Source organism: Bifidobacterium sp. ESL0690 (assembly GCF_029392315.1).
Lineage (GTDB): Bacteria > Actinomycetota > Actinomycetes > Actinomycetales > Bifidobacteriaceae > Bifidobacterium.
In genome coordinates, this window is the sequence record NZ_CP113939.1 from 2516290 (window position 1) to 2531111 (window position 14822).

A 14822-nucleotide genomic window follows, 5' to 3' on the forward strand; every position below is an offset into this window, starting at 1 on the left:
ATGTTTCCTGAACATTTCTTGAAAAAATAATCCCAGCACTACGAAACATCACCGTCATGTCCACTAAATCGGCATCAGTTAGACATAATAACCGTTGCCATAAACCGATTCCGGGCGCTTTTTTCTTGGTTATCCATGCCAAGTTTTCTGCCGAAAGCAAAATTCTATGAGATATCAAACCATAAAACCGGATTCGAGAAGACACCTTCACCGCGCATAATCAGAGTTATTCTTTTGTGTTATATTCCCGCTTATCTCATTGATTTTTGCTGCATCAAACCATAAAAATAGGCAAAGAATTCAAACGATTATTTATCGATAATTACACAGTAAAAGCCGTTTTTTCAGGTTACGTCTAACGTTCTAATTGCACTACGTCATGATAGACTAATTATTATCATTCATAACAAAAATGGTAGTAGAGAGCTAGAAATTATGCGGAATTCGAAGTTGAACAGTCCGGCGCGACTTCTGACTGGTATTACAGCAGCCGTTGCCGCGATGGCATTAACATTGTCGCCTGCAATAGCCATGGCCGACACTCCAACCACATCTGCGCCGAAACAACCGGCAGCGGGCCAAAGTGCCACGCAAATGCCGGCCCCCGGCCAGCAAACCCTGCGGCAGGAGCCCACGACGCCAGAAACGCGGACGCCCGCCCCTGCGGCACCGGCCACACCAAGCGCACAGGATGAGACGCCCTACGCCTGCACCGAGGGTACAAGCACCTTCAAAGACTGCTTCCCCGACGCGGCTTTCCGTGCCTATCTGGCCAGGGCGTATCCGTTCGACAGCAACTCGTCGAACAGCAATAATCCAGGCAATAAATTCGATAACTCCGTCGTCACGGCGGCTTGGGCCGGCAGAGTGGACAAGATCGACGGCAGTGGCCTCGGCGCGTACGGACTCGGCGGAGCAAGCCAGATCAGCGACATCCGCGGCATCCAGCTGTTCACCAACCTCAGTACGTTCACCGCCGCAAGCCGCGTAGACCATGGGTTCTCGGCTGTTACCGACTACTCCCCCATGTCGCACCTGGCCAATCTCACCACGGTCAATCTCGCCTATATCGGCAATAACGTTCCTGGCGACGTCAACAACGCCAAGCTTTCGACCTGGACTTCGGCAAACATGCCTGCCCTGACTTCGCTGAACCTCGAGGAATCCTCCTTCTGGGACGTCTCCCAGCTGGCAGGTCTTTCAAATCTCACCAGCCTCAATCTCAACAGGAACCTGTTCGGCAAGAGCGGCACCGCCGCCGGAGCTCCCGATGACAAGGGCGCGTTCAGGAACTTCAACACGATGTTCCCGAACCTGCGGCAACTCGACGTCGGCAATGACGAGGCGCTGCACGAAGACACGAACTTCGACGTACTCACGCTTTTGCCGCATTTGACCGACCTTGACGCGAGCGGTATCGGCATCGGCATCCACGGCAAGATCCCCGCCGGCATTGCACAGATGACGCAGCTTCGCACCCTCAAGATGCATGACGACCGGCTTAGCGACGTGACAAGCCTTGCAGGGCTCACCAACCTGACCACACTCGATCTGAGTTGGAACGGCCTTGATGACATCAGCCCGCTTTCCACGCTGACGAACCTCACCAAGCTGGATGCCAATGACCAGCAGATGAAAACCGGCGATTATGTCGCGAATCCGGACGTGACCATTCCTTCCGGAACCGTCGCCAACACCCGCCAGTCCCCGGCCATCACGTTCGGCAGGTCGGCGTGCTTCTATTACAAGAACGAAACGAAGCCGGCCTGCCTCGACCCGGGCAATGTGGCTATCAACGGAGATTCGGTAAAGCTGATTGATCCCCATGTGGATGTCCCTCGCGACTTGCCTACCTCCGAGCTCGGCAACGTGGTGAACAATCAGTTGCGTGACGGCCTTGTCGCGATCCCCTTCTCAGGGTCCATCACCGATTCCACCGGCCGGTTGATCGGCAATTTCAACGGGCTTTTCGCACCCATAGTGCGCGCGCCGCGAGTGGTGTTCGACCTGCGTGGCGGCACGCTCGATGGAAACGCCAACCCTCCAACCAGGCAGATGGTCTACGGCAGTTCGTTGAAGGGTATGCATGATGGCTTCCGTAGCGGCGACACGTTCCGAGGCTGGAGGGCTTGCAACACCGGAACCAGCAATCACAACCCCACTCCCTGCACGTTCAACAATGCACCGAAATTCTATGTCGATACTGACCTGATCACCGATGACATGACAATCTATGCCTTCTGGCAAAGCGACAACAAGCATGATGTCGTATTCGTTCCCGGAGCCAACCAAGCCACATGGACCACTCCCGTACCTATCGGCAGCATTTTCGAAAGGCCGGCAAGAACACCAAGAAATCCCGGCCATGCTTTCTTGGGCTGGTACACAGATCCTAATAGTGGAGTGCTCTACGAGTTCGGCCATGAGATCGACCATAACTTCAATCTTTATGCCCATTGGGGACCCGAAGGTTCCGCACCCGAAAGCCTGGCAGCGAAGTATACGGTCCAATTCGACCATCGCAACGGCCAGCCCGGCACCCAGGAAGACGTTCCAGCCGGCAACACGGTCAAGCAACCGCCTACCCCGGTAAGGACAGGCTTCGACTTCAAGGGCTGGTCCACTACGCCCGATGAAGGCACTGCCTATAACTTCGGAAACTCCGTCAACTCGAACTTGGTGCTCTACGCCCTGTGGACGCCGAAGAGCTCCAGTTCGGCACAGGTCTCCGCACCGGCTCCTTCCTCCCCTTCAAGCCAGATTGCCAACCGTTACGTGACCATTCAAAACTACGCTGCTGGCAACGCAGGCAATGCAAGCGCTGCGAACGTCGGTAACGCAATCGGCGGCGGCAAGGACGCGGTGGCGGCCAATGGCAACGGCTTCAACCTCCTGCGCAGCAACGGAAGCGCGAACGATTCGAAGCAACAGGCGAAGCCCGACACGCAAGGTGGCCAGAAGGTCTGCAAGGCCAACACCATCAGCACCACGACTCCGTCCTCCATGCGCAACGACGGTACGTTCGGCAGCGTCCAGTCGATCTCCGATTACGACGCACAGTGCGTAGCCACCGCACCGGCAGCCGCTGGAGTCGAGCATCACTCGAATCTCGGCTGGCTCTGGCTGCTGCTCCTGGTGTTCCTGCTTCTGCCGCTGCTCTTCTCCCGTGATCGCTTGCCGAATATCGGCCAGCACAAGTCTGCGGAGATTTATAAGTAAGCCCTGCAGGCGCTGAAACTAGCGGCCTCTCAACGAAATTGACGCCCTCCGACCTCTATAGGTTGGAGGGCGTCAATGCGTTTCAGGCACTCATGGCCGTGTCTTAAGACAGTACCTTTAGGGACGAGCCTGGGGAACGAATTTCGATGACTTCGCTTTTCACAAGTTTCGGATTCCGTGCTTTTGCTCGGCCATAACGCCTTAGAGCGTTTAAGGAGCTTGCTTTTTATACGTCTTCAGGCCGTTCGCTTTCAGGAGCTTGCTTTATATTGCAACCTGCGTTGTTATGGAGCCGATCATCTTTAGGCTTTCGGCCATGAACCGTCTCGCTGATACAACGGTCTTCAAGAGCTCCCCGGCCAGCATTTTCTATCAGAACGTAGCTTGTACACAACAGCTAATTCCCAGAGAACCAATCTTAGACAAACCCGCTCACGGCCATTTCGTTTCATCTGCTAAAACGCCGCATAGAACGCCTTTAACCATGGATCTATAGAGTTGTTAGGCCAACTAGATTGGTCCTTATATATGGTCCTTTATGTGCGTCTGAGGACACAGTTCATAACATTTAGTGTTATAAAACATCATCTATGACTGACCAATCTACCTGTCAGCCACGTTCCAGCCAAAGCTGGAGATCAATAAAGCAATATCAACGGTTAAGAATAAAAGCGAAAACCGCAAAGGCCACCAAACCCTGCAGGACTCATGTCCAGCACCGTCAGCCCTAAGTACTCAACATACAAATAAGGGCGGCCACCCTGCTTGTGCAGAGCAACCGTCCTTATTATTGAACCTTCTTAACTGTTACCAGCTGGCTATCAGGCCGCCACCAAGTAGCGACTAGCTGATGCCATCCGGCCGCAAGCCGTTAGATCCTGTGCCGCGGGCCGCTCGTGGACGAAACGCTGTGACGTCCAGCCGATGCGCCTTGCAGCTGCGCATTCTTCTTGTAGCGGCGATAGACGAGGTCAGCCGTTGCGAGCACAGCAATCGCCAGCAGCAACCACAGCAACCAGGAACCGGTTATCGGCAGCTGACGAACCATCGGCGCCAGCGGAACCTTGGCCTTTACGATCGCGGATTCGTTGGTGGCCTGGTCGGTAGCAAAGGCCCTTACGATACCGCTGTGAACGTCCGAAGGCGGAACCAGTGACCAGTTGCCTGCGGCATCAGCCGTGGTCTCGGAGGTCTTGCAATCGCCGGCAGCTCCGGCCGTGGGATCGCCTGTCACCGGAATCCGGCAGGTACCGGACGTATCGTTCGAATCCCAGATCACCGTCACCTTGGTACCGCTGAGGTCGGTGTGCGAATCCCGGGCCGTCAGCTTGCCGCTTACCTTGCGGTAAGTGGTCGTGTCGAAGGTCAGCGCAGGCGAGGTAACGTCGACGGACCAATCCTTCGGGCCGGCGGTTGCCGGACCCTGGGTGCTGGTGAGCACGGCCTCGAAGGTATAGGTATCACCCTTCGCCACGTTTGCCGGAACCTTGAAGTTGGAAATCGGGATATCCACACTCCAGGGAGTGTCACCAGGCGACGGTACCGAAATGGGCGCGCCAATCTTGGTGGTGTCCGCAACGATGTCGCCGGAAGTGGATGCCGAAGGATCCTTGAACTTCATGTACAGCTGGACGCTCGCGGTGCCGTAACCCACCGTTTTCGCGGTGCCGCTGACCGTGACCTTGGCATTGTCGCCATCGGTAAGCTCGCCGTTCGCTTCCTTCTTGGTGTGAGGAATATCGATGCCATCGACGGAAACCGCCGGCGTCTCGAGACCCTTCTTGTAAGTGAAGTTGTTGTAAACCGTGTCGACGGTCCAACCCTTGTCAATCAGTGATTGAGCGTTGGGCTGGTCGGTGATGGCCATGTTGGCGCTAACGCCCTTGGCATCATTCGCCTGATCGATCAGCGGATTGTAGACATCCTTCAATGCCTGGGTTGCGGAGCATGCCGCTGCAGCAGGGTTGCCGGACGAAGTCGTCGAGACCGGCCAAGTGACCAACTTGTAGTAGCCATCGAATTCAGGCTGGTTGGCCTTCACCTTGCCGAAATCAATCGACCCATCCTGATTCTGGGCAGGTGCCAGGCTTCCGTCAGCGCTCTTGGCCATCAATCCGCCAGGCTCGTTGAGCTTCGCGTTCGGAGCCCACAGCGGAACCAAGTCATCGTCAGCGGCCTGGTTCGTGGATTGCGCCTGCGGCGTCAGTGAATCCACCGGCTTCCAATCGCGTCCGTTGACAAGGCCGAACCACTGGAAGTAATACTTCGTGACCTTGCTGCAGACGTTGTTGTTGGCCCTGTTGAGATCCGGGTTGACCCAGCGCAGGAAGAACGAGTCCTTCGGTGCCGCCTGCGTAACGTTTGTCGGAGATTTGCTCTGCCCGTAATTCGGCAAGCCGGAATAGGCAGGTGCACCGGCATCGGTGATCAGGCCCCAGTTGGCCTGGCCATTGCTCCACAGATGCGGGTGGGTCTCGTCGTAACCGACGAAGGCGAACGGACCATCGCACTGGCCGGAATCGTTCTTTCCGTTGCATCCCTTGCGATAGGTGCGCAGCGGGTAGGTCTTGGAACTGACGTCGACCTGAGCGCCGTCCTTGTTCGTGGACTTGTTGTGAGTCGTGGCGTAGATATGCAGAGCCTGCGGGGTGCCGCCAAGTCTGTTGGACGTTCCCCAGGCACCGCTATTCGGATAATCGACATCGGCTTCAACCGAAACCGTCAGGTAATCGTAAGCGCCTTGCGTCGATACGCTACGAATGGTGTAGTAGTTGAACGAACCGTCACCGACGTCCTTCGCCCACCAATAGGCGGCGATGGACTTGGCGGCATCCGTGTTCTGCGCCTGGTTGTCGCTTTGCAACGTGTTGAGGTAGTGAAGCGACCGCTGCTGGCCGGAGCCGTCATAGCTGTAGCTCAGCTTCAACCCGCATCTATCCTGCTTGTCAAGGCCTTGCACAACGCCGTCAACAGTCCATAGCATCGTGTCCTTATTCGGATAATTAGTCATGGCGGTGCAGCCGGGATTGACGTCTCCGTGAGCAACCCTCAGCACAAAGTCGGCACGAAGCTCATCGTCGTCTGCGCTGACCTTGTTGTTGTAGCCAAGCATCTTCTCGATCTTCGGCGTATGGGCCGGGTCGTTGGCCGCAGGCACGATTCCGCCGGAAGTGTCAACGGGGTCCGTGGGAGTGGTGGCCACCGGATTGCTTGGGTTGAAGCCCTTGTAGTCGTAGCCTTCATAAGCCGTGCCAACTGTCCAGCCCAAGTTCATCAGGTACTGGGCGTTGTCGGGATGGTTGACCGCCATATCCTCGGTGACGCCCTGGTTCTCGTTGCCACCGCCGTAAAGCGGGTTGTAGACTTCGCGCTGGCTCAATCCGTTCGGGCCTTGCTTCTTGGTGGCGAGGCAGGAGGAGATATTGCCGCTGCCGTCACCGCTGGTAGGCCAGGTAACGAGCTTGAAATAGCCGTCGAGACCTTGGTCATCCTTGGCCTTTGCGAAGTTGATGGAACCGTCCGCGTTCTGTGCAGGGCCATCACCCATGATCGTGCGGTCGGCGTTGTCGCCGTCCGGATCGTTGTAGGAGGCGTAGTTGCTGTCCGAACTGCTTCTGAACTGACCAGTATTCGGATCATACTTGTAGCCGTTGGGGGCAGTTCCTGGATTCGTCGGGTTCTGGCCATTAGAGGCTAGCGCATGCGAATTGATGGAGAGTGCCGGCACCCACTTGCCGTCCTTTAGGCCGAACCATTCGTAATAGAAACTTGAGGTATAGGCGCAAGGATCATCGGCCGGCCCGGGGTTGTTCCACATCGTGAAGAACGATTGCTTGGGAGCCGTGCCCGCAGGGGTCTTGTTGACAAAATCCTGGCCGTTGAAACCGTTGTCCGGACGCAGGCCCCAATTGGCCTGGCCGTTGGTCCACAGCTTCGCGGTGTCGTTATAGCCGACGTAGGCGATAGGCCCGGCGCAATTGCTGCCCGAGCAACCGGTGTTGTAGAGGTAAACAGGATAATCCGCGGCAATATTCGTCACGTGTGCGGTGTCTTGAACAAGCGCCTGCGTATTCGTATAGCATCCGTCATTGAGCCTGTTGGAGCACCAGCCGAGATCGACGGCCTTCTTCGGCTTCACCACGGCGTAGACGCCACGCGCATACTTAAGGCCACCCAGTTGGTTCGAGCCAGCGGGATTATCGGGATAGTTCTGATCGCCTTCCAAGGAGATGGTCAGGTAATCATACTTGCCATCGGCCGAGGTCTTGAGGTTCTCGATGGTGAAATACTCATCGATGTTCCAAGCCCATTCGGTTGCCGCAGCCTTGTAATCGGAAGGCTTGGAGCTGGCATTGCCGAACTGCGTGTTCATATAGGAGAGACGGCGAAGGCTTGAAGCCTTGTTATTACCGTCAAAACTATAGGTATAGAAGAACTGGAGCCCGCACTGACCGGTGCCGTCGCGACCCGCGTTTTTGGCGGTGTTCTTGTCGTTGGCATTGTTATACTGTTTTGCCAGCGGTACGCAATCCGGCCTGACATCACCATGGCCGACACGTAACACGAAGTCCATACGCAGCTCGTCGGTGACGCTGTCGACGCGATCATTGTCGCTCAGCATGGCCTGCAGCTGCGGCTTATGCACATCGTCATCGCCTTGTGGGCCGACGCCGGAGTCCTGAGGGGTCACAGCCTTGTTGCTGCTGTCACCCTTATCGCCCGACGTTCCCGGCTGAGGCGCAGCTTCGTTGCCTGCCTTATTGCCCGTGGCGCCTTGCGAACCGGTTGATCCCTGATTAGTCGTGCCTTGGCTACTGCCGCCACCCAACGTCTGCGAAGGGTTCTGCGGGTTCACACTGTTCGACTGCCCCGACTGGCCGGAACTTTCATTCCCATTGATCTGGGTAGAACCTTGGTCCGTGCTCGCCTGGACGGTCGACTGCGCCTGAGCGCTGTTATCGCCTGACTGGGGCTGCACGGTGTCTGCCGTCGTGATCATCGGGACAACCATCAGCACCGCAGTCAAGGCAACACCCGCCACAAGAAGCAGGCGACGACCACCACGCGGAGACCGATTTCCCTGGTCTGACTTGTTCATGTTGCCTCATCCTCAATCGTTTGTTTTATGACTTAACATTGCAAAAATTTTCAAATATCATGTCGCCCGCCACCCTGGCTGCGGAATGTTCCGTCCGAATGCCATGGCCATGGGTAGATACGATGGCGGTAATACCGTATCTGGAGCAACAACCCACCTAAAATAACCGCGATGACAAATGCCAAAGCCCCCGGGAAGAGACCATCCCGCTGATGTGCCTCATCCGGTGAAACCGTGGTGCGCTCGGCCGTCAATATCAGGCGACTGGTGTTGATCCCGTACGGCGTACAGGTCATCAACGTCACCAGATCACGGCCAGGAACCACCCGGTACAAGTGGGTATCGGACGGGTTAATGACATGAATGCCAACAACCCGATATGCCATCTTTTGTTTTAAAACGTTGAGAAAGAAGACATCACCCTTGTGCATCCTGTCGAGACGTGTAAACAGCAAAGCCGATGGAAGCCCACGATGCCCTGAAAGCACCACATTCGTCGAGGCTCCTCCCACTGGAAGGCTCGTTCCCCGCAAATGCCCAACTCCCTTGGCAAGCACATCCTGTGACGTGCCGTGGTAGATTGGCAGGTTCACCGATATCTTGGGGATAGTGATGCTCCCCATGATGCCGTCTTCGACATTCAGCAACCGCTCGTACGTGCTGTTGCGCAGTATGGGCGGAATCAAATCTTCATTCTCTGCATCTTCGTTTTTGTCGCCGCTAGCCTTGGCACCCGAACCGAACGGATCACTGAACTCACCCAAATCGTTCTGCCCGGATTGGGCAATGGCCACGTTATATTGCCGCGCTGCACTGATTTCACTGTTTATCCGCGCAGGCGACCAATCGTCGACCGTCCTGGCGACGGAATCCGTGACCTTCGCTTCCTGCTGCATGTTGTATGTCTGTATCGCAGGAATCCACAACAGCGCTATCAGCAATGCCACCGCAAGTAGATTGTGGATGACGTGGATTGCCACGCCGTAGAAATCATGCTTCTGAGAAGGTCCGTCATGCTCGAAGAACGAATAGAAATCCGCATTAAGGGTTTCCTCAACGCTCTTTTCCATGCCCGCACACTCCTCGTGAACTCAACGATGCAAGGCCAACATAACAATTTTGCGGAAGGTTTAAGCCAAGTTTCCGACGTTTCGTCTAGTCGATCTTTGACGACAAAAGTCTTTTTAAAGGTTTCCGACGCAACGCTTTTCAACGAGCGTCGGAAACCTTTGGAGATTGCACCTGGAGAGGAACTTACTGCTTAATTGGTTCCTCTCCAAATGCGATCTATAGATCACGCATGGCGACGGGTCGTCTCATGGCGACGCTTGAGGACCACGGTTCCGCCGAATGCAAGAGCGAGAACGAGGACCACAGCGACGGCCAGGATGATGCCCATGCCACCGGTAAGAGGCAGCTGAACAACGGACGCCACGTTGTTGACGGTGACGGTTGCATTGCTCACGGTGCCGTCAACCAAGCCCCAAGCATCCTGCTTGACGCTGACGGAAGCAGCGGTAGCGGTGCCATCAGCAGCGATGGGGCCGCTGGCGGTGAGGGTGACATGGAAGTGAGGCAGCATCACACCACGAAGGTTCGGGGAGGAAGCAGCGCCGGTCTGAACGACGTCATAGGTGCCGAGTGGCAAACCAGTGACAGTGATAGTGCCCGGATCGCCGGTCGAGTCGGCAACCTTCAGCGTGGAATCGGTTCCGTTGACGGCCGAATAGACGCCGTTGGAGCCAGTGAAGTTGATCTTGGCGCCGGTGGTGCCATCAGCGTTAAGAGGCGCGATGGTGAAGGTGGAGCCCTGCAGACGAGTGCTCTGGCCGCGAAGGACGTTCTTGATCGTGAAGCCGAAGCTGTGCAGCTTGACGGTGTTGGAAGGAACGACACCGGTGGTGTGGCAGTTCGGGTCAGTGGTCGGATCGCAAGGAGTCGTACCAGGAACCGTAGGATGAATCAGGTCTGCGGTGTTGGACGGGGAATCCTCACGGGCGTTCTTCTGCAGGCCGTAAGTGATTTCAATCGTGTAGCCAAGCGGGAACGCAGTCGGGTGCTCAACGAGGTTGTTGCCGAAATCAACAACAATCTTGCCGCCAGCATTGTCGGTGCTTTGCGTGTAGGTCGCAGTGTAGTAATCCGCCGAGAGCTTGTTGGAGCTGCTGTTCGCGGTGCTTGCACTGTCCTTGACATAGACCTTGACAGCATTGTCGGCATCGCTGGCCGTCGGAACGGTGTAGCCCTTGGTCGGGTTATCAACGATCTTGAAGGGATACTGCGCATAACCAGTGGTCAGCGGCACAGTGGTCTGCAGGGTGAAGTGACCCCACTGACCGTCAGGTATGGAGCTCTCCGCGAGCGTCTTGGTGAGGCTCAGCACATCGTCCTTCACGTCAACGTTGCCCAGCTCAACGCCGGACTGGTTGTTGGAGAAGCGGGTGTAAGGAGTCGAATCGCCGGTCGCATAAACGCCGGTGCCAACGATCATAGGAATGGCCAGCTGAGAATTCGCCGGAATGGTGTCAGCGGGGCTCATATCCTTGATGATGTAAAGGCCCTGCGGCAGATTGCTGAAGCTGACCGTCGTGCTGGTGCCGTCCGAAGCGCCCGTTGCCGTAGGCGTTGCGGAGTCGGCGAACTTGGAATTCAGGCTACCGTCCGTATTGTTGCCGAGCTTCTGAGCGAACTTGCGCAGAGCGCCGGTGTACGGCTTGTTGCCGGACGTCGTATCCGTATTCTGAGCTGCAATATCAGCATTGGGGTCGGTAGAAGTGAGACCAAGCATCGTGGCAGCGACCTGGCCGACAGGGTTGCCGGTGTATTCGGTGCTCAACGAATTATTGCCTGAAACAGCCTTATACGCAGAATCGACTGCGTCATAGATGCTGCCCGTACCCGTCTGATCGACCGTGCCGATGGCAAGGCCAGTCAGCATATGATAATCAGCAGCGGTGGCAGCGCTTGTCGTCTTCGCAGCCTTGTCATAGGTGCCGAGGCGAACAGCCGCGAACTTATGACCCTTGATGTAGCTGTTGGCGCTCGCGTGAATGGTCAGCGATGCACCGGTGAAGGTGCTGGCGTCTTCGAGCTCAATATGCGAGCTATCCGGAACGCTATCCGCATTGGCCATCGAAGCGCCAAGCGGCATGAACGCAAGCAGAGTGGCTGCGGATATCGCAACCCCCAGAGCCTTGCGCAAAGAAGTATGTACTTCCATTATCTATTCTCTCCTTTCGCCTGCGGATTGCGCAACCACACAAATCCCGCAGAGAACATGTCCCAACCAGGGACGCCACCAGCCCCGGCAAGAACCCTCTCACCGGTGTTACGGTCTTGTCTCCAGCCGCTTATCTACCCGTATGCGATTTTTGTAAACCGCATACGACCCGCACCCCCTCTTTCGAAGGCGTGCGAAACGACAGTCGCTTTCAAACCCAACAGCGAATCGCCATTCATGTGTTGTAAAACACAATAATTATTAGTCTAGTGGAAAAACGAGTTGCGCTCCGCGCTCCGAGCCCGCGCAACCCTCTTGAAAACGGCAGGGTTTAGCCGCGAAAAGTAAACTTCCGCAAACCATGATTTTTCGCGAAACGTCTCACAAAACATGGCATTTTCAAGCTTCGAAAAGCGGGATTTTTACATAATGAAATAAACTCTCAAAAGCGGTTAAAAAAGTCCTGAAATTCATCTACTGGCTTAATAACGAATGAAATGAGCCGCGTTTCTTGCTGTGCTTTTATCTTTTGACGTGATTTCCCATCGCCTTTTCGCCGATTTTCCAGCATTGCATAAATCTGCTCAAAACTTTGGAATTATAGGGAATTGTTGATTGAATAACAATCATTTCGTATCAATAATTACTATTAATTATTCTTTCGTAAAATATCAATTCAAACGTTCTTATAAAGGCACCTTCCAATGGCATCGTCAGAGGATTGTCAGACGTTTTTAAACAATAACTGAGTACAAACTGGGTGTAAGCAGAGAACTTCGTCTCAAGATCGCCGAACCTCGATAAACACACGTCCGCCAAGTGCAGGCGGGAAACTTGGCGGATGTGCGCCAAGATACAGGGGCACATCTGTCTCACGAATAAACTAGGGCTCCCCCTAAAATCGGAGGTATAACGGCCTTCGTCGCGTGCCGGCATCTGCATGGTGCGGCGAAGCAGACACTACGGAATTGCGGTAACGGAAACGGATATGGATATTTCTTCAGACAAGCAAGTGGGCATGGCAGCTGAGGCAACGAACGCGCCAAGCCAAGGTACAAGCTCAGCAGGGCGGACGCACACAGCAAAGCAGACTACAGGCGCATCAAGCCTGAAAGCCGCTGCATCGCGTAAGACTATGAACACACCAAGCGATGGCACCGCCACCTCAGACTTGGCTGCCATCACACCAAGCCTGAGAACCACAGCTCCAAGCAAGAACGGCGGCACGACAAGTCAGAGCATCGACACACTCGGCCAAAACCCTGATACTTCAAGTAAGGCCGTAGACGCGGCAAACCGTGATGCCACCGCTTCGACTGCCACGACGCCAAACCGGGGCACCGCCGCTTCAAACCGGACAATCGATCTTCAGCACCAGGTCTCCGGACGCCATAGTCAAAGCCAAAGCGGTCAGGCCCCCGCTCACCGAAACGCACGAAACCGCATTCCCGGCCAGAAGGACGTCGCCTCCGAGGCCACCGCTTACGCGCAGACACGTTCTGCGGCAACGGTTTCGCAGCTTGCCGCGAGCGCTTCCGGTTTGCTGGAGCACCCGCTCGGAGCCGAGCCCGGCAAGCCCGGCGACCGCAGCAAGTTCTATTTCGAGCAGCACACGCGGCTTTCGGATTCAGCGATCGGGAAGGGGCACGGGGGCGCACGTTATGGACGTACCGGAGTCATTCATACTCCGCACGGAGATATTCGTACTCCAGCTTTCGTACCTGTCGCCACACAAGCGGCGATGAAGGGCGTTCTGCCGGAGACTATGAAAACGCTCGGCGCACAATGCCTGCTTTCCAACGCTTTTCACCTCTTCGAACGTCCCGGCGAAGATGTGCTTGACGAAGCCGGCGGACTCGCACGCTTCGAGAACTGGGACGGGCCGACGTTCACCGATTCCGGCGGGTTCCAGGTGCTTTCGCTGGGCGCCGGGTTCAAGAAGACGCTGGCGATGGACGTGACTGGCATGAAATCGGACGACGTGATCGCGCCCGGCCGCGAGCGCAAAGCCTTCGTGGACGAGGACGGCGTCACCTTCAAGTCGCCGCTCGACGGCTCAAAGCACCGGTTCTCCGCCGAAATCTCGATGGGCATCCAGCACAAGATCGGCGCGGACATCATGTTCTCCTTCGACGAGCTGACCACGCTGATGAACACGCGCGGCTATCAGGAACGTTCCGTCGAACGCACCTTCCGCTGGGCCAAGCGCTGCGTCGCGGAGCACCAGCGGCTTACTACGGAGCGGGTCGGTAAGCCGTATCAGGCGCTATATGGCGTGGTTCAGGGCGCGAACTATGAGGATTTGCGGCGACGAGCAGCCTCCGAGATTGCCTCGCTCGACTTTGATGGCGTGGGTATCGGCGGCGCCATCGAAAAGCGGGTCATCGGCGACACCTGTGCATGGATCTGCGACGAGATGCCGGAATCACGACCCCGGCACGTCTTGGGGATTGCCGCCGTCGATGACATCTTCGCCTGCGTTGAAAACGGCGGCGACACCTTCGACTGCGTGGCTCCTGCCCGCTGCGCCCGCAACGGCGCCATCTACACGCGCGACGGCCGCTACAATATCAAGCGCGCGGCCAACAAGCGCGACTTCGGCCCGCTTGAGGAAGGCTGCGACTGCTATACATGCACGCACTACTCGCGCGCCTACGTCGACCACCTGCTGCGAGCGCACGAAATCAACGGCGCGACGCTGGCCACGATTCACAACGAACGCTTCTTCATCCGCCTGCTCGACGACATCCGCGCTTCCATCGACGGCGGCTACTTCGACGAGTTCCGCGACGAGACCCTGGCCCGCTACTACGCCCACGGTTCCAAAGGCTAAAGCCAGCTGCTCGCCTCTTGCGATCTCTAAACTTCTGGTGCTGGTAAACGGACTCTGACACAATCCAAAAGTCTGTCTACCAGCAGCAAAACCCATATTCCATCAATCAATGCTGGAAAACGGACTCTGACAACGGCTAAAAGTCCGTACACATGCATCAATTTATCCGCATACCACTTATCTGCTGGTAAACGGACTCTGCCGCAACCTAGAAGCCTGTTTACCAGCAGTACACCCTCTGCCTCAATCATTACTGCTGGTGAACGGACTACTAGCATCGCCGAAAGTCCGTTCACACGCACAAATTTGGGCAATGGCTTAACAAGTGCTGGTAAACGGACTTTAGAATCAGGCTATGCGCCGTCTTCCAGCACTGATCACCCAAGGTTACTTGAATGAAGAGGTCCCGCTGCTCCCAGTGGCCGCAAAAGGTATCATTCGTCACTTTTCAT

5 protein-coding genes are annotated in these 14822 nt (G+C 56.0%); 2 read left to right on the forward strand and 3 right to left on the reverse strand.

The window, feature by feature from the left end; all coding sequences use genetic code 11:
* Positions 1-513: 513 nt before the first annotated feature.
* Positions 514-3219: an InlB B-repeat-containing protein gene (locus OZX62_RS09700; protein WP_277175976.1), complete on the forward strand. Its 2706-nt coding sequence runs from the start codon at positions 514-516 to the stop codon at positions 3217-3219.
* 871 nt (positions 3220-4090) lie between these two features.
* On the opposite strand, the gene OZX62_RS09705 is transcribed toward OZX62_RS09700, so the two are convergent.
* The 3 genes from OZX62_RS09705 to OZX62_RS09715 form a co-directional block, all read right to left on the reverse strand.
* On the reverse strand, positions 4091-8317 hold the full coding sequence (locus OZX62_RS09705; protein ID WP_277175977.1) for a hypothetical protein: 4227 nt from the start codon (positions 8315-8317) through the stop codon (positions 4091-4093).
* A gap of 50 nt (positions 8318-8367) precedes the next feature.
* Positions 8368-9387 (reverse strand): class C sortase, encoded by a 1020-nt coding sequence (locus tag OZX62_RS09710; protein ID WP_277175978.1) that lies wholly within the window; start codon positions 9385-9387, stop codon positions 8368-8370.
* A 224-nt stretch (positions 9388-9611) separates the two neighbouring features.
* Complete coding sequence (locus OZX62_RS09715) at positions 9612-11537, reverse strand: hypothetical protein (protein ID WP_277175979.1); 1926 nt, start codon at positions 11535-11537, stop codon at positions 9612-9614.
* 1540 nt (positions 11538-13077) lie between these two features.
* Here OZX62_RS09715 and tgt point away from each other — a divergent pair.
* Positions 13078-14370 (forward strand): tRNA guanosine(34) transglycosylase Tgt, encoded by a 1293-nt coding sequence (gene tgt / locus OZX62_RS09720; protein WP_277177095.1) that lies wholly within the window; start codon positions 13078-13080, stop codon positions 14368-14370.
* The last annotated feature ends 452 nt before the right edge of the window (positions 14371-14822 follow it).